This is a genomic window from Aquabacterium sp. CECT 9606 (assembly GCF_918741295.1).
Lineage (GTDB): Bacteria > Pseudomonadota > Gammaproteobacteria > Burkholderiales > Burkholderiaceae_C > Aquabacterium.
On the sequence record NZ_CAKKNB010000004.1, the window covers coordinates 207281 to 222414 of the forward strand.

The window sequence follows — 15134 nt, forward strand, 5'->3', positions numbered from 1 at the left end:
GTGTGCGTGCCTTCGCCGAGTGATCAGCGCTGTTGGCGCTTGCGAGCCATCACACCGAACAGGCCGAGGGCGGCCAGCGCGAGCACGTAGCTTTCGGGTTCGGGCACGGCGGCGATGCTGCCGGGCGAGCCGATCTCGATGGCATGGTTGGCCGCCGCGAAGGCGCCGTTGACACCGACCACGCTCAACTGTGTGATGGTGGTGTTGTTCAGCCCGATGGCGTTGTCGAAGGTCTGGTAAGGCGAGGTGGCGTCAGAAGCGCCGAACACCACATTGGCCTGCAGCACGTTGCTGGCGTTGTAGATGTTGACCGCGTCACCCGACTGGCTCAGGCCCACGCCGCTGCCGGTGTAGGTGCCGATCTGCAAGCCGGCGGGTGCGTTCGCACCGAACCAGGTGCTCAGGAAGCTGGCCGAGGCGGCGGTCTCGGTGAAGATCACTGACTCACCGGCCTTGATGGTGGAGATGCCGACCAGCGACACCTTGGCGCTGCCATTGGAGCTGTCGTCCATCTTCCAGCCGCTGATGCTGATATCGCTGCTGCCGAAGTTGGTCAACTCGAACCAGTCGGTGGCATAGGGGATGGCCGGGTTGCTGGCGCTGCTGCCCCAGGGGGCAACTTCGGTGACGCGGATCTGGGCCTGGGCCGTGGCGGCGGTGTCCAAGCTCAAGGCCAGGACGGTCGCGGCCAGCAAGGCCTTCTTCTGAACTGCTTTCATCGACAACTCCAATTGAACGCATGACAAAGGGTGAAGCCCGGCAGCTTGTCGTTCGCGTGTGTCGGCGTGATGACTGCAGGACTGGTCAGTCGTTCACGGGCAGCCAGATCTCGGTGTGCAGTTTTTCAGGCGGCGTGGTCTGCGGGGTGTTGATGCACAGCTCCATGGGCGGCACGTCACGCAGGGTGAGGTTTGAAGACGGCAGCCAGTCGGCGTAGATGGCGTCCCAGGCTTGGTACAACGTGGTGTAAGGCCCGATGTGCGTGAACACGGCGTAGCGGCCCGGCTCCAGGGTCTGCCAGGCCAGTGTGCCGCTCAAGGGCAGGTCGGGTTGCTGGCTGGTGCCCTGGCCGCTGGCCATCTCGTGGCCAAACACGATGCCGGCCACGTAGCGGCAATGCGGGTCATCGGGGCCCTGGTGCTCGTCGGGCACGATGCTGATGAAGCTGCGCGCCTGCGCCATCAGGCCAGTGGGCACCACGGCGGCCATCAATTCGCCAAAGGCGCTTTGGGCGGCGCGGGTCATGGTGTTGGCGACCATGCCGCGCGCGGTGGCGGTGAGGGCCTGGATGCCCGGGGGCAGGGTGGTGAAGCGGGTGACTTGCATGGTGGGGGTTCCTGTTTGGTGAATGGAGGGAATGAGGTGCTGCAGCCGATCGGGCGTCAGCAGGCTGGTCCAGGGCGCGCTGTCGCCCCGGCGCACGGCGGTGGGCGTGGTGTCCAGTTCGCGCCGCATGGCCTTGGCCAAGGCCTGGGCCGATTCGTAGCCTGCCGCCAGCGCGATTTCCAGCACCGGCTCGGGGCCGCTGACCAGCAGCGCGCAGGCACGTTGCAGACGGCGCCACGTGACGTAGCTGGCGACGCTGCAGCCTACTTGCGCCTGGAACATGCGGTGGAAGTGGTGGCGCGACATCGCGGCCTGGTCGGCCAGGGTGTGGGCATCGAGCACCTGGTCGAGGTGCGCGTCCACGTAGGCCAGGGAGCGCGAGATCAGGGCGGCGGTGCGTTGGGGTGGGGCGGCGGGTGGGCGCCGTTTGCTGCTTCGTGACATGGGAGGGGATTCTGTCCGCGCCTGGCCAATGCCGTGTGTCCGCATGTGCGCGAAAATAGCCGCCATGAGCACCGATTCCGCCATCCCCGACACCGACCCGATGCCTTTGCCGCCCGAGCAGCCTGACCTCGACGCCTGCTGCGGCAATGGCTGCGAGCCCTGTATCTTCGACCTCCACGACATGGCCATGGACGACTACCGGCAGGCCTTGCGGGCCTGGCAGGCGCGCCACAATGGCGCTTGAGCGCACCATGCGGCACTTCGCTCAACCCCGCGTGATCAGAAGCCCTCGACGGTGAAACGGCTGAACTCGCCCTGGTTGATGCCGCCCTTCACCATCGGGTCGTAACGCATGTCCTCGTCCAGGAAGCGCTTGAGCCAGGCCACGGCCGATTTGCCCATGGTGTTCAGGTTGGCCTCGCTGGTCAGGAAGGTGGCGCACAGGTGGCCGGTGTCCTTGACCTCGATTTCAGCCCGGGGCAGATTGCCGGGCAAGCTGGCGTAGAAAGCGTCGGAGTGCGCCTTGTTGGGCGCAATGCCGTCGGTCTGGCAGGCCACGACCAAGGTCGGTGTCTTGACCCCTGGAAAGCTTTTGACGGTGTGCCAGGGCTGAAGGGCCACCGCGGCCTTCAGGCTTGGGTCAACGAGCATGGCTGACAAGGCGGCGCCACCGCCCATGGAGTTGCCCATGATGGCGCGGCGCGAAGGATCGGCCACCGAGGCGTAAGGCACTTGGCCACCCCGGGCGAGTTGGGCCACGTGCGCCAGGCCCACCGCCAACTGTGCCGCGCGTGCTTCGGGAAAGTCGGCCCGGCCCACGCTGTCAAGGCTGGCCACGATGAAGCCATGCGATGCGATCTTCTGGACCAGCTTGGCGTACACGGCCTGGAAGGCCAGGAAGCCGGGCATCATCGCCACGATGCCGAAGGTTTCGCCTGAAGAGGCCTTGGGGTAGTAGACGGTGCCGCCGCCGTAGCCCTTGGCTTCTGCGTCGGCATTGGGGATTGAGTAGTCGCTGACCTCGTAGGGGCCGGCTTCATTGAGCTTGGCTGCAATGGGCGCTGGGCCGTGTTGGGCGGCGGTGGCGGGAAGTGATGTCAACAAGGCTGTTGCGGAGGCGATGGCTGCCAGCAGTTTGCGGGGTAGGGGTTTCATCGTGGGGCTGATTGTGTGGTTGGGTCAACAGCCTTCAGTCACTTGTAAAACGCTTCGACCTTGCCCTTCAAGGTGAGCAGCAGGGGCTTGCCTTTGCGGTCGACCTTTTTGCCGGCGGGCACCTTGATCCAGCCCTCGCTGACACAGTATTCTTCGACGTCGAAGCGCTCTTTTTCATTGAAGCGGATGCCGATGTCACGCTCGAACACAGCGGCGTTGTAATGCGCGCTGCGCGGGTCGATGGACAGGCGGTCGGGCAGGCTGGGGGTGTGTAGAGAAGCTTCGTTCATGGGGCCTCATGGTGGGTTGCGGGCAATGGTCGCCATTTTCGCGGATTTCCACGGGCAGGCCATTTACAAAGGGAAGCAGTCTTCAGCTTGATGAACTCGCCAGCCCCTGTACGATGCTTTTTGTCATTAAAAACTTCAGGGTGAATCCACATGTCGACCACATTGCTAAGCCGCAACATGGGCCTGCGCCGAAAATTACTGGCCTTCGTGGCTGCCACAGGTTTGGCGGCCAGCGCTCAAGCCGCCACTTCCCCGCCTTACCGATTCGTGGAGCTGGGCGTGGAGGGCGGGGAATATGCCTCGGGCTGGGTGGCGGGCATCAACAACGTTGGACAAGCAGTTGGCGGGTCCTGGGTCGCGGACGTCACCTCGACCATGGTCTGGACTGAAACCTCCGCCATGCAGGTGAGCAGTTACAGCGGGGGCTTGGCCATCAATGACCTGGGTGCAGGCGTTGGTTATAACTCCAGCAGACGTGGAAACCAGGCGAGCTATTGGGACAACTCTGTTGTTCAGCAATTGCGGTCACCCGGCGATATCAACGATGAAAGCCAGGCGGAAAGCATCAACCTTTCTGGCCAGATTGTGGGCACGGGCAGTGTCAGTGGCACCGCGCATGCGCTGGTTTGGCAATCGCACAGTGCCCAAGCCGCCATCCTGCCGTCCGTGGGCGGGGCGCACCTTGGCAGCAGCGCGTCCGCCATCAATGACGCCGGGCTGGTGGTGGGACGCAGCGAGATGGATTTCTCCCAGGGTCGAGCCACGCTGTGGACAAGTGGCGTGCCGACAGACCTGGGCGTGCTCCATGAAGGCGATGGCAGTGCGGCGTTCGACATCAACAATGCCGGTCAGATCATCGGGGATAGCGGTGGCCACGCCGTGCGCTGGGACAACGGCAACATCACGGAACTTGGTTTGCTCGCCGGGTCTGTCTCCGGTGCTGCCGGGGACATCAACAACCTGGGCCAGATCGTCGGAAGCAGCTACAAAGGCGGGCAAGCCGTCGCGACGTTGTGGGACGGTCAGAGCGTCATCGACCTCAACCAATATGCAGAAGGGTCGGAGTGGGTGCTCGTCAATGCCGTGGGCATCAATGACCAGGGGTGGGTCGTTGGCAACGCGCAGCATGTTGTTTCAGGGGTGTCCAGACCTTATATGCTGATCCCAAGCTCGGTGCCTGAGCCCAATGCGGTCGTTCTGTCTTTGTTGGGGGGTGGGGCGCTGGCGCTTGCATGGCGCCGAAAGAAGAAAACCCCGGTCTGATTGTTTTTGCAGATCGGGGTTGGGCAACCTTCCTCAGGCTACTTTCACGGCCTTCACCTGCGGCGCCACGGTACCGACGGTCCAGGCCAGGCGTCGATAGGCATCACCACCGACGTCATGGTGGATCAGGTCCACGCGATCGCGCTGCAGGGCGTCAAGCACCCAGCTGACGTTGGCATCGCCCACCGGGCGCCGGTGCGACAGGGTGGGGAACATGTTGCCGCCGCCATAGACGTAGGCCTTGCACAGCTGGGGGGCAAAGCCCTCGGTCTTGAGCAACTGGTACATGGTGGCCAGGGCCGTGCTGGCGTGGGAGGTGGTGAGCCGCGCTTTGGCGTTGGCCGAATGCGCGTGCACGATGTGGCACATCGCGCCCACCGTGCGGTGTGGGTCGGTCAGGATGATGGCCACACACGAGCCCAACAGGGTTTCGATCCGGTCACCACGGTGGGCGCACACAACATCGCCGGGGTGCAAAAAGGTGTGGAAGCACTGTTCCGCCATCACCCGGCCACCTTGCGGAAGACGCCTGTGGCGATGGATTTCAAGGGCGTGTCGCAGGCCACGCGACCTTCGGCCGAGCCGATGAAAAACAGGCCGCCGGGCTTCAGTTGGGTCAGCACGCGGTCCACCACCTCGCGCTTGGTGGGCGCGTCAAAGTAGATCAGCACATTGCGCAGAAAGATGATGTCGAACGGCCCCAGGTCTTCGATGGGCTGGCACAGGTTGAGCTGGCCAAAACGCACGTGCTCGCGCAGCTTGGGCTGGATCTGGACCAGGCCTTCGGCATCGCCATCGCCGCGCAGGCAGTACTGCTTCAGGCGCCGGGGCGCAACGTGGCGCAGGCGCTCTTCAGGGTAGATGGCCTGGCTGGCGCTGCGCAGCACCCTGTCACTGATGTCGGTGCCCAGGATGGACCATCTCGAACTGATGCGGCCCTTTTGCTGCAGGTCGGCCAGCAGCATGGCGATGCTGAAGGCTTCGTCGCCAAACGAGCTGGCGGCGCTCCAGATCGAAGGCGCTTTCAGGCGCTGGGCATCGATCTCTTTTTCGAGCAAGGCGAAGTGCTCGGGCTCGCGGAAGAAGTAGGTCTCGTTGGTGGTCAGCAGGTCTACCGCGACCTGGAATTCACCCTCGTCGTGATCGCTGGAAATCAAGGCCAGGTAATCATCAAAACCCTCCATGCCCAACCTTTGGATGCGAGGCCCCAGGCGCGATGACACCAAGGGCTTCTTGGCGTCGCCCAGCGACAGCCCCATGGTTTGGTACATCAGGCCTGTGATCTGGCGGTACGTGTCGTCACGCAGCTCAACCATGATCAGCTCCTCGCTCAGTAAGGCCGGAAGTTGCCGCTGATGGCCCTTGGGGCGCCTGGCTTGGACGATGATGCCACGGCGCGCATGACCGAGGGTGCGCCATTGGCGCGGCGCTTGCCCTGGTCGGCATCGGGTTTGGCCTTCTTGGCCGGGGCGGCTTCTTCGCCCAGGTGGAAGAAGGCCACCGATTGTTGCAACTGTTCGGCCTGGCCCGACAACTCTTCGGACGTGGCGGCCAGTTCTTCAGAGGCCGAGGCGTTTTGCTGCGTGGCCTTGCTCAGCTGCGACATGGCGCTGCTGATCTGTGACACCGACTGGCTTTGCTCGGATGAGGCCGCGGCGATTTCTTGCACCAAGCCGCTGGTTTTCTGGATGGAGGGCACGATCTCGCCCAGCAACTTGCCCGCTCGCTCTGCGGTGGACACGCTGTGGCTGGCCAGGTCGCCAATCTCCTTGGCGGCTTCCTGGCTGCGTTCGGCCAGCTTGCGCACTTCGGCGGCCACCACGGCAAAGCCCTTGCCATGCTCGCCCGCGCGCGCCGCTTCAATGGCGGCGTTCAGGGCCAGCAGGTTGGTCTGGTAGGCGATGTCGTCCACGATGCTGATCTTTTGCGCGATCTGTTTCATGGCGTGCACGGTTTGCGTGACGGCCTCGCCGCCTTCACCGGCTTCGGTGCTGGCCTTGGTGGCCATGCCATCAGTGACGTTGGCGTTGTCGCTGTTCTGCGTGATGGAGATCGACATCATGTCGATGGAGGCGGTGGTTTCTTCCACGGAAGAAGCCTGCTCGCTGGCCGCTTGCGACAGCGATTGCGCGGTGGCGCTGACCTGGCTGGCCGCGCCCGACAAGGCATCGGCCGCACCGCGCACTTCGTCGATGATGCTGGCCAGCTTCTCGCAGGTGGTGTTGGCGTCGTTCTTGACTTGCTCGAACGTGCCTTCGGCATCGCGCGTGATGCGCTGGCCCAGGTCGCCCGAGGCCATGGCGCCGAGCACGCGGCCCACGTCGTCGATGATGCTGGACAGCTTCTCGCTGGTGGCGTTGGCGTCTTCCTTGACTTGGCCGAAGACACCGCTGTAATCACGGGTGATGCGCTGGCTCAGGTCACCGGCCGACAAGGCGCTCAGGGCACGGCCCACATCGTCGAAGATGACGCTGGTGGTTTCCAGCAGGGCATTGACGCCGGCGCAAAGAACTTCGATCGGGCCGGTCTTGCCGGCCATGGGGATGCGCTGGCTCAGGTCACCGCCTTGGGCAGCCGAGGTCACGCTTTGAGCCTGTTCCACAGCCTGCGCCAACATTCGGGCCGCGTTGACTTGGGCCGTGGTGTCGGTGGCGTACTTCACCACCTTGAAGGGCTTGCCGTTCATGTCCATGATGGGGTTGTAAGAAGCCTGGATCCAGACCTCTTTGCCACCCTTGCCAATGCGCTTGTATTGGCCGGCATCAAACTCGCCACGGCCGAGTTTTTCCCAGAACAGTCGGTATTCCAGGCTGGCACGGTGGTCCGGGTCGACGAACATGCCGTGGTGCTGGCCCTGGATCTCGGCCAGCGAATAGCCCAGCGTCCTCAGGAAGTTCTCGTTGGCGTTGACGATCTTGCCATCCAGCGTGAATTCGATCACCGCCTGGGCCTTGTTGATCGCGGACAGCTGGCCCGAGAAATCGGCGGCCTGCAGCTTGGCGGTGGTGATGTCGCTGGCGTACTTCACCACTTTGAAGGGCTTGCCATGGGCGTCCATGATGGGGTTGTAGGTGGCCTGGATCCAGACCTCCTTGCCGCCCTTGCCGATGCGCTTGTATTCGCCTGCATCGAACTCACCGCGGCCCAGCTTTTCCCAGAACAGACGGTACTCCACGGTGGCGCGGTAGGCCGGGTCCACGAACAGGCCATGGTGTTGGCCCTGGATCTCGGCCAGCGAGTAGCCCAGCGTGTTCAGGAAGTTGTCGTTGGCGGTGAGGACCTTGCCATCCAGCGAGAACTCGATCACGGCCTGGGCCTTTCTGATGGCGCTGAGTTGACCCTTCATGTCGGCCAACGCAATCTCAGCATCCAGCCTGGCTTGCTCGGCCTCGGCCAGTTGCCGGCGGTACCTGGCGTTGTCAAAAAGGCGGGTGATCCACGAATGCGTAGCTTGGCTCATGCTGAATGTCCTTCACTGATTGAGTGTGGAGTGACGGCCAGCAGCGCCAGGGATCCATTTTTTGTCAGAGTTGAATTCAAGCTCGACGAGTCGGTCAGACCGACCGACTCGTGCTGGTCAAGCAGGAAACTGCTCCGATGGCCCGTGGAAGAACCCTCTGCTTTGTGAATGCGGCATGAGCCCAGCATGAGGTTCCTCCATGTTTATCGGATCAAGCCCTGTATATCGGCTTGACACCCTCAAGCATGCAGACAACCCTGGGTATGCGCGTGTGAAATGTTGCACGCTTGGGCGCTATTTCGCCCAGCATGCAACGCGTTTCATGCGGGGTTGTCGTCAGCGGCTTTGCGCGGCCGCCGCGCGCGGGGCGCAGCCTTGCGGGCCGCGGGTGCGTCGCCTGCGGTGGCTGGCGCCGTTGCTGCCTTGCTGGCCGCGCTCTTGCGGGCAGGGGATTTCTTGGCGGCAGCACGCGGCGTTTTCTTGGCGGCGGGGGGGAGGGCCAGGTCGCCCTGCGCCGGGCTGGGGCTGGCGTTGGGCGGGTTCACCGGTGCGTTCACGGGCTCGGGCGGGCTGGCGTGTTCCTGTCCGGCGGGCTGGCGATCGCCCTGCGGTGCCGCGCGTCCGTCGCGCCCACGGCCTGCGTCGGCCTCATGCTGTGGGCGGCGAGTTTCGCTGCGTTCGCCTTGCTGCTGCCCACGGCCTGAGGCCGAACGACCACCGCGCCCACGGCGGCGGCCACCCTCGCCGCGCTCTTCACGGACCGAAGGCTCGGCGTTGGATGGCTGCGCCTCACCTTCGCCATGGGCTGTCTGGGCACGGGCCTGATCCGACGTGGCCTCGGCGGCGCTGTTGTCTTCGGCGCGCGGTGGCACACCGCTGCTGCGGTACACATAGGCGCTGGATTTTTCATCGCGGCCAAACTCCAGCAAGCCACGGGCACGCGCTTCTTCCAGCAGGTTGCCGAAGGTGCGAAAGCCGTAGTAGTTCTCGTTGAAGCCCGGGTTGCGGCGCTTGATGGCTTCCTTGAGCACCGAGGCCCAGATGCGGCCACCTTCGTCGCGGTCCGTGACCATGGCCTCGTAGGTTTCGGCGGCCATCTCCACGGCCTTGGTGCGGTGGGCGTGCAGCTCTTCGCGTCGGCGCGCTTCTTCTTCGGGCGTGCGGCGGTTTTGCTGGGGCTCGCGGTTGTCGCGCGTGTCGCGCCGCGCGGCCTGGCGTTGGCTTTCGCGCACCAGGTCGTCGTAGAAGATGAATTCGTCGCAATTGGCGATCAAGAGGTCCGAGGTCGATTGCTTGACGCCCACGCCGATCACGTACTTGGCGTTCTCGCGCAGCTTGGACACCAGCGGCGAAAAATCGGAATCGCCCGAGATGATGACGAAGGTGTTGACGTGCGACTTGGTGTAGCAAAGGTCGAGCGCATCGACCACCAGGCGGATGTCGGCTGAATTCTTGCCGGATTGGCGCACGTGCGGGATCTCGATCAGCTCGAAATTGGCCTCATGCATGGTGGCTTTGAAGCCCTTGTAGCGCTCCCAGTCGCAATAGGCTTTCTTGACGACGATGCTGCCTTTGAGCAGCAGGCGCTCCAGCACGCGCTTGATGTCGAACTTGTCGTACTGCGCATCGCGCACGCCGAGGGCGACGTTTTCGAAGTCGCAGAACAGCGCCATGCTGATGTGGTCTTGGGGTGTGGCCATGTCGTTCTCATTGGTCTCAGTGGCCCGAATCATCACATGGCCTGGGCTCAAAACCCATAGCTGCTGTTTTCAGGGTCGAAATCCGCGTCGGTGAAGGTGGCGGGAAGCACCTTGTCGAAGCTGACGCGTTCGTTCATCTCGCCATGTTCGTCCCAGGACTCGATCATGCGGATCCAGGGCTGGGCCAGGTTCACGTAGACCTTGGATTTGGCGGCGTAGCTGCCGGTCATGCCAGGGGGCGTGACCCAGGTCAGGGCCGCAGTGCGCTCACCATTGATCCTGGCGATCTCGATCTGATTGGGCGCGGTGGGCAGGCCTTCCTTGAGGCGCCGGCGGTTGCTGTCCACCAGGATGCCCACCACCGACTGCATGCCCAGATCGCGCACGGTGTGGTTGGAGTTGCCCTTGGCCATGGCGCCGTCGATGGAGGTCCACATCGAGGTCACGTTGAAGAAACCCCCGAGGTGGCCATAGCTGGCGTCCTTGCGCTTGGTTTCGTCGTAGATGATTTCCTGGCCAGCCTTGGGGCTGTCCTTGAGCCACTGAACGTAGACCTGACGAGGCTGGTGGCGATATTTGATGTAGGTGACGAAGGGTTGCCTCGTCCAGCCACTGGACAAGCGCTCCTGGCGCTTCATCCAGATCTCGCACTCGTCGAGCGACTTCAGGCCCAGTTCCAGGTAGCTGGGAATGGCCTGGGGGTCCAGCTGGCTGAATGTCTTGAGCACTTGCTCGTCACTCATCGCGAGCAGCGCGCCGGACTTGATCTTCTGGACCAGGGCCTCGGCCTCGGCGGAGGCGCTGATGACCTGGGCACCTGCAGGCGCGGACAGCAACATGGCCCCTGCCATGACCAGGTTGCTGAGGAAGCGAGGGAACAAAGGGCTGCGTTTCATGAAGGCTCCTTCGAGGGGCAAAAAGGCTTTCCTCGTGGGGTCATTTTCCAGGCAGGGCGTACCGGGCGGCAGAGCGCAACTGCCTGATGGCTGACGGGGATCAAATCAGCCCGGCGTCGACGAGGTATTTGCTGGGCTTGCCGACGTCGTACAGGATGGTGAGCCGGTGCTTGGCGCGGGTCATGCCCACATACAGCAGGTTGCGGTTGTCGGCGGTGTTGCCGCCCACAGCGAATTCGCCTTTGTTCAGGCCCGGCATGATGACGTGCTCGAACTCCAGGCCCTTGGCGGCTTCGATGCTGGACAGCACCACGCAGTGCTTGCTGCGCATGGATTTTTGACGCACTTCGCGCGCGTTCATGGCCCGAAAGAACGATTCGACGTTGTCAAAGGTGGCGGCCGACTGGATCAGGCCCTGGATGTTGGCGCTCACCTGCGCAATGTCATCGGTGCGCACCATCACGCGGGCGGCCAGTTGCTGGGGCGCCAGGGCCTGGATGAAGCGTTCCATCAGCACATCGGTGGCGTTGGCTCGGATCACGTCCAGCGCGGCGTAGATCAGTCCCCGGATGTGGGGTGGGGCGTTGCGCAGCACTTGGTTCTGCACGAAGTGGGGCACCAGCACGGGCTGCGCGGCCACTTCCTTGATGGCCAATTGCTCGGCCTGTTGCTGCTGGCCGTGGTCGTCGGTGTCGGCCTCGACAAAAGAGCCGCAAAACAGCAGCAGCGATTGGAGGATGCGCACGCGCGTGGCCACGTCTTCGATGGCCGCGAACTCCTCGCGCGCATGGGCGATCAGCCCGCGCACGAACAGCACCTCGGGTCGCATCAGGTAGGGGTCGAAGCCTGCGGTGCGGTAGTCCACGCCTTTGTCCAGCAGGTGGTTCTCCAGCTCGACAGACTGGTGAGGCTGCCGCAGCAGCACCGCAATTTCCGACAAATGCGATTGGGGCCCCAGGCCTTCGCGCTCGGCGATGACTTTGGCGATGTGCCAGTGCGCTTCCTTGAGGTGCTCGTAGCGCACCATGTTGACGGGGGTGTCGTGGAGGCTCTGGGACAGGTAGTCCTTCACCGCCAGTCGGCCCACATGGTGCGCCAAGGTCCGGCCAAAGCGGTAGGAGCTGGTCAGGGGCAGGCGCCGCGCCGGGCCGATCTCGCGGTCAAAGCCACTGCCCATGAAGCTGGCGTCGGCGCCCGCCGTGGCGTGGATCACCTGGTCGCGGTCACCAAAGCCGATGAAGGCGGCTGGGTTCTGAGCCATCAGGTGCTGCAGCACCGTGAACATGGCGCGGTTGGTGTCGTGCATCTCGTCCAGCAGGACCAGGTGCAGGCCCAGCGCGAGGGGGTGCTCGCCTTCCAGCAAAGCGTCTTCGGTCAGTAGCAGCTTGGCCAGGTCGTGCGTGGCGTCGTCGGGCGCCCGGAAGGCGTGGCGATCAGGGTGGCCGCCACGGCGCAGGTGCTCATAAGCCCAAAAGGTGCGCAGGGTCAGGTAGTCGTGGCCCAGTTCATCGGCAAGGGCCGGTGTCAAAGGGCGGTCCGCCGCCTCCAGGGTCAGTTGCATCGTGCCTTTCAGGCGGGCGAAGGAGGCCAGCAGGCCTTCCACCGCGCCTTCGCCCGAACCTTCGATGGCGAATTCGTCGCGGTGGCGCTCGTCCTCGTTGGACAAGACGCGGTCGATCGCCTGCAGCACATGAGGCTTGAGCTGCTCGGGCGCGTTGTAGCGTGTCACGCCAGGCCCTTCGACGCTGGCCAGGCGTTCGGCGCAGAACTGGTCGAAGGTCTGGATGCGGAGCTTGTTGCGCACGGCAGCCGGGATGCCGATGCGGTCCAGCGCCAGGCGCAGCGAGGCCACGGCGGCGTCCGTGTAGGTCAATGTCTGGATGTGGGTCAGGTTGGCGCCGCGCTCCAAGGCCTGGGCCAGGCGCAAGGCCAGGGTGGTGGTCTTGGCCGCGCCAGCATTGGCCTCGACGACGACGTGCCGGTGGCGCTCCAGCTGGATTGCGCGCTGCTCAGCGGTCGGCGTGATGCCTTTGGGCTGGAAAACGGCGCCCGTCATTCATCGCCCGAATCGACGTTTTGGGCGGCTTCAGCATCGGCCTCGCGGGTGCCTTTCTTGCTCTTGTTTTTCTTCTTGGCTTTCTCGGCTTCGATCGCCATGCCGGCCGCCCACCAGGCCTGGAACTCGTCCACCGTTTCCAAGGTGATGCGGCCCATGGTGGCGGCCCTGAAATCGGTGAGCACGATTTCGCCAGCCTTTTGCAGGTTGATGCGCCCGCCGCCCAGCACCGCACCGCGCTTGCGGCCGATCTCGGTCAGCAGTTCTTCGTCTTGCAGGCCGGCCGTGTTGTCCAGCTTGAAGCGCGCCTCAACCAAAGGCGCGTAGTGCTGCCGCAGGTAGTTCAACAGTTCCAGCGCCACTTCTTCTTCGTCATACGCGTTGCGGCCCACCGCGCCACTGGCCGCCAGGTTGTAGCCGCTCTTGTCCACGATGATCTTGGGCCAGAGCATGCCAGGTGTGTCGAACAGGTAGAAGTCGTTGGCCAGCGCGATGCGCTGCTCCATCTTCGTGATGCCGGCCTCGTCGCCCGTCTTGGTGGCCTTCTTGCCGGTCAGGGTGTTGATCAGCGTGGACTTGCCCACGTTGGGGATGCCGCAGATCAGCACGCGCATGGGTTTGGCCATGCCGCCACGCAAGGGTGCCAGGGCCCGGCAGGCCTGGATGAGGCGCTGCGCCGGGGCAGTCACCGAGGCATCAAGCCCCAGGGCGCGGGTGTCGGGTTGGCTGTTGTAGTAGGCCAGCCATTCCTCGGTGCGCACCGGGTCGGCCAGGTCCTGCTTGTTCAGCAGTTTCAGCTTGGGCTTGTGGCCCGTCAGTTGGTGCAGGAGGGGATTGGCGCTGGAGCCCGGCAAGCGGGCGTCCAGCAGCTCGATCACGACGTCAATTTCCTTGATGCGCTCGCCGATGGCTTTTTTGGTCAGGTGCATGTGACCGGGAAACCATTGGATGGGCATCGTGCTGACTTTCAGGGCTAGGGTGAACGGGGCCCCGCCATTGTCCCACTCCCACAGCGCATCAGTTCACCTGAATGGGGATGCGCCGTGGCTGGGCATGCGCCTGCTTGGGAATGCGCAGGTTCAGCACGCCGTTCTTCAGGTTGGCCTCGATGCGCGATGAGTCCAGCTCGCGGCTCAGCGTGAAGGCGCGCCGGTACAAGGGCAGCCGCACTTCGGCGTAGGTGGGCTCCAGGCCTTCCTGGGTCAGTGTGCCCACACTGCCCTCGATCAGCAGCGTGTCGCCATCCACTTTCAGCTCAAGCTGCTCCTTGGCCACGCCCGGCAGGTCGGCCAGCAAGGTGATGCCGGTCTGGTCTTCCAGCACGTCCACGCGGGGCACCATGGCCCGGGTGGGGCGTGACGAGTTGTCGGTCTGCTGCAGTTGTTGGTTGTTCATGGTCTCAACTCCTATGTGCGTTTCGGTCATTCATTGAATGGTGATGCGCTTGGGCTGGGCGGCTTCGCGCCGGCCAATGCTGATGTGCAGCACACCGTCCCTGTAGCTGGCTTGCACGCGGTCCGGGTCCACGTCGTCGGGCAGGCTCACGGCGCGCTTGAAGCGGCCACTGAGGCGTTCGCGGCCGTACACGCTGACCTTCTCGTTGCCCTCGGGCACGGCGGATGGGCGCTCACCGGCCAGGGTCAGCACGCCACGGTCGAGCGTGACTTCAACCTGGTCCGGATCAATGCCGGGGGCGAAGGCGTAGATCTCGACGCTGGCAGGGGTGTGTCCCACGTTGAGGGCCGGGAAGGCGCCGGGTCCGGCGGACCGGATGCTGGTGGGCGCGGTGCCCAGGCCGAAGACATCGTCCAGTTCGCGGCGCAGACGTTCAAAGTCGCCGAACACGCCGCTGGCATGGCTTTGCAGTGAAGGGTACATGGCAGTTCTCCTGTCGCAATGAAGGGCGACGCACCGTGCGTCTGCTGCAGGAGATAGTGGCCGGCTGCGGGATTTCAAGAGGGGCCTTGTTCGTGCAGGTTTTTCGCGCTTGGGGTGTAATGCGGCTCCCCACCCCCTCAGAAAGCACACCATGTCCCTCTCCATGTACTCGGCCAGCGTGCCCGTGGCCACCCGCATCCTGAACAACCTGTCGACCATCCTGGGCAAGGCCGCCGCGCATTGCGAGGCCCGCAAGATCGATGAAAGCGCGCTGCTCAACTCGCGCATCTTTCCCGACATGTTCCCTTTGACCCGCCAGGTGCAGATCGCCTGCGACATGATCAAGGGCGGCGCCTCGCGCCTCGCGGGCGTGGAGATCCCTCGCTTTGAAGACACTGAAACCAGCTTCGCCGAGCTGCAGGCCCGCATCGCCAAGACAGTGGATTACCTGGCTACCCTGCAGCCCGAGCAGATCGATGGCAGCGAAGAGCGCGACATCTCGATCAAGATGCGCGATCGTGTGGTCGAGTCAAAAGGCCAGCAGTACTTGACGGAAGCCGTGTTGCCCAACTTCTTTTTCCACGTCACGACGGCCTACAACCTGCTGCGCCACGGCGGGGTCGAGATCGGCAAGCGCGATTACCTGGGCAACTGACCTTTCGGGGC

The 15134-nt window shown here is 64.0% G+C and carries 16 protein-coding genes; 3 read left to right on the plus strand and 13 right to left on the minus strand.

Features of this window, described 5'->3' with window-relative positions; all coding sequences use genetic code 11:
- Positions 1 to 23: 23 nt before the first annotated feature.
- Together LQ232_RS18205 and LQ232_RS18210 are read right to left on the minus strand one after the other, a co-directional pair.
- Positions 24 to 719 (minus strand): lamin tail domain-containing protein, encoded by a 696-nt coding sequence (locus LQ232_RS18205; protein ID WP_230181812.1) that lies wholly within the window; start codon positions 717 to 719, stop codon positions 24 to 26.
- Between the two features lie 85 nt (positions 720 to 804).
- Positions 805 to 1770: a GyrI-like domain-containing protein gene (locus tag LQ232_RS18210; protein ID WP_230181813.1), complete on the minus strand. Its 966-nt coding sequence runs from the start codon at positions 1768 to 1770 to the stop codon at positions 805 to 807.
- Between the two features lie 64 nt (positions 1771 to 1834).
- On the opposite strand from LQ232_RS18210, the gene LQ232_RS18215 reads away from it, so the two are divergent.
- Positions 1835 to 2014: an oxidoreductase-like domain-containing protein gene (locus LQ232_RS18215; RefSeq protein WP_230181814.1), complete on the plus strand. Its 180-nt coding sequence runs from the start codon at positions 1835 to 1837 to the stop codon at positions 2012 to 2014.
- 35 nt (positions 2015 to 2049) lie between these two features.
- Here LQ232_RS18215 and LQ232_RS18220 read toward each other — a convergent pair whose 3' ends face one another.
- Positions 2050 to 2925 carry a hypothetical protein gene (locus LQ232_RS18220; RefSeq protein ID WP_230181815.1) on the minus strand — a complete coding sequence of 292 codons (876 nt, stop codon included), beginning with the start codon at positions 2923 to 2925 and terminating at the stop codon, positions 2050 to 2052.
- Positions 2926 to 2963: 38 nt separating this feature from the next.
- On the minus strand, positions 2964 to 3215 hold the full coding sequence (locus LQ232_RS18225; protein ID WP_230181816.1) for a DUF3297 family protein: 252 nt from the start codon (positions 3213 to 3215) through the stop codon (positions 2964 to 2966).
- A gap of 267 nt (positions 3216 to 3482) precedes the next feature.
- Here LQ232_RS18225 and LQ232_RS18230 point away from each other — a divergent pair, with 267 nt between their 5' ends.
- Positions 3483 to 4478, plus strand: coding sequence for a PEP-CTERM sorting domain-containing protein (locus tag LQ232_RS18230; protein ID WP_230181817.1), 996 nt, complete (start codon positions 3483 to 3485; stop codon positions 4476 to 4478).
- 33 nt (positions 4479 to 4511) lie between these two features.
- Here LQ232_RS18230 and LQ232_RS18235 read toward each other — a convergent pair whose 3' ends face one another.
- The 9 genes from LQ232_RS18235 to LQ232_RS18275 all read right to left on the minus strand — a co-directional run bounded on the left by LQ232_RS18235 (position 4512) and on the right by LQ232_RS18275 (position 14468).
- On the minus strand, positions 4512 to 4982 hold the full coding sequence (locus LQ232_RS18235; protein ID WP_230181818.1) for a chemotaxis protein CheD: 471 nt from the start codon (positions 4980 to 4982) through the stop codon (positions 4512 to 4514).
- Positions 4982 to 5794 carry a protein-glutamate O-methyltransferase CheR gene (locus LQ232_RS18240; protein WP_230181819.1) on the minus strand — a complete coding sequence of 271 codons (813 nt, stop codon included), beginning with the start codon at positions 5792 to 5794 and terminating at the stop codon, positions 4982 to 4984. The genes LQ232_RS18235 and LQ232_RS18240 overlap by 1 nt, the downstream gene beginning before the upstream one ends.
- A 14-nt stretch (positions 5795 to 5808) precedes the next feature.
- Positions 5809 to 7938, minus strand: coding sequence for a methyl-accepting chemotaxis protein (locus tag LQ232_RS18245; RefSeq protein ID WP_230181820.1), 2130 nt, complete (start codon positions 7936 to 7938; stop codon positions 5809 to 5811).
- A 320-nt stretch (positions 7939 to 8258) separates the two neighbouring features.
- Entirely contained in the window at positions 8259 to 9638 is a 1380-nt protein-coding gene (locus LQ232_RS18250) for an NYN domain-containing protein (protein WP_230181821.1), read from the minus strand.
- A gap of 47 nt (positions 9639 to 9685) precedes the next feature.
- Positions 9686 to 10534, minus strand: coding sequence for a DUF1571 domain-containing protein (locus LQ232_RS18255; protein ID WP_230181822.1), 849 nt, complete (start codon positions 10532 to 10534; stop codon positions 9686 to 9688).
- A gap of 100 nt (positions 10535 to 10634) precedes the next feature.
- On the minus strand, positions 10635 to 12590 hold the full coding sequence (locus tag LQ232_RS18260) for a 3'-5' exonuclease (RefSeq protein ID WP_230181823.1): 1956 nt from the start codon (positions 12588 to 12590) through the stop codon (positions 10635 to 10637).
- Positions 12587 to 13546, minus strand: a complete 960-nt coding sequence (ylqF, locus tag LQ232_RS18265) for a ribosome biogenesis GTPase YlqF (RefSeq protein ID WP_230181824.1) — start codon at positions 13544 to 13546, stop codon at positions 12587 to 12589. The genes LQ232_RS18260 and ylqF overlap by 4 nt, the downstream gene beginning before the upstream one ends.
- 61 nt (positions 13547 to 13607) lie before the next feature.
- The gene (locus tag LQ232_RS18270; RefSeq protein ID WP_230181825.1) at positions 13608 to 13985 is read right to left on the minus strand and encodes an Hsp20/alpha crystallin family protein; all 378 of its coding nucleotides are present in this window, start codon (positions 13983 to 13985) and stop codon (positions 13608 to 13610) included.
- A gap of 30 nt (positions 13986 to 14015) precedes the next feature.
- Complete coding sequence (locus LQ232_RS18275; protein WP_230181826.1) at positions 14016 to 14468, minus strand: Hsp20/alpha crystallin family protein; 453 nt, start codon at positions 14466 to 14468, stop codon at positions 14016 to 14018.
- A gap of 151 nt (positions 14469 to 14619) precedes the next feature.
- On the opposite strand from LQ232_RS18275, the gene LQ232_RS18280 reads away from it, so the two are divergent.
- The gene (locus LQ232_RS18280) at positions 14620 to 15123 is read left to right on the plus strand and encodes a DUF1993 family protein (protein ID WP_230181827.1); all 504 of its coding nucleotides are present in this window, start codon (positions 14620 to 14622) and stop codon (positions 15121 to 15123) included.
- Positions 15124 to 15134: the final 11 nt, after the last annotated feature.

Excerpts from the sequence above, each read along its gene's own strand:
- LQ232_RS18215 (WP_230181814.1), top strand. The coding sequence starts at position 1,835 with ATGAGCACCGATTCCGCCATCCCCGACACCGACCCGATGCCTTTGCCG.
- LQ232_RS18255 (WP_230181822.1), bottom strand. The coding sequence starts at position 10,534 with ATGAAACGCAGCCCTTTGTTCCCTCGCTTCCTCAGCAACCTGGTCATG.
- LQ232_RS18205 (WP_230181812.1), bottom strand. The coding sequence starts at position 719 with ATGAAAGCAGTTCAGAAGAAGGCCTTGCTGGCCGCGACCGTCCTGGCC.
- ylqF (WP_230181824.1), bottom strand. The coding sequence starts at position 13,546 with ATGCCCATCCAATGGTTTCCCGGTCACATGCACCTGACCAAAAAAGCC.
- LQ232_RS18220 (WP_230181815.1), bottom strand. The coding sequence starts at position 2,925 with ATGAAACCCCTACCCCGCAAACTGCTGGCAGCCATCGCCTCCGCAACA.
- LQ232_RS18250 (WP_230181821.1), bottom strand. The coding sequence starts at position 9,638 with ATGGCCACACCCCAAGACCACATCAGCATGGCGCTGTTCTGCGACTTC.
- LQ232_RS18235 (WP_230181818.1), bottom strand. The coding sequence starts at position 4,982 with ATGGCGGAACAGTGCTTCCACACCTTTTTGCACCCCGGCGATGTTGTG.
- LQ232_RS18225 (WP_230181816.1), bottom strand. The coding sequence starts at position 3,215 with ATGAACGAAGCTTCTCTACACACCCCCAGCCTGCCCGACCGCCTGTCC.
- LQ232_RS18240 (WP_230181819.1), bottom strand. The coding sequence starts at position 5,794 with ATGGTTGAGCTGCGTGACGACACGTACCGCCAGATCACAGGCCTGATG.
- LQ232_RS18210 (WP_230181813.1), bottom strand. The coding sequence starts at position 1,770 with ATGTCACGAAGCAGCAAACGGCGCCCACCCGCCGCCCCACCCCAACGC.
- LQ232_RS18245 (WP_230181820.1), bottom strand. The coding sequence starts at position 7,938 with ATGAGCCAAGCTACGCATTCGTGGATCACCCGCCTTTTTGACAACGCC.
- LQ232_RS18280 (WP_230181827.1), top strand. The coding sequence starts at position 14,620 with ATGTCCCTCTCCATGTACTCGGCCAGCGTGCCCGTGGCCACCCGCATC.
- LQ232_RS18270 (WP_230181825.1), bottom strand. The coding sequence starts at position 13,985 with ATGAACAACCAACAACTGCAGCAGACCGACAACTCGTCACGCCCCACC.
- LQ232_RS18275 (WP_230181826.1), bottom strand. The coding sequence starts at position 14,468 with ATGTACCCTTCACTGCAAAGCCATGCCAGCGGCGTGTTCGGCGACTTT.
- LQ232_RS18260 (WP_230181823.1), bottom strand. The coding sequence starts at position 12,590 with ATGACGGGCGCCGTTTTCCAGCCCAAAGGCATCACGCCGACCGCTGAG.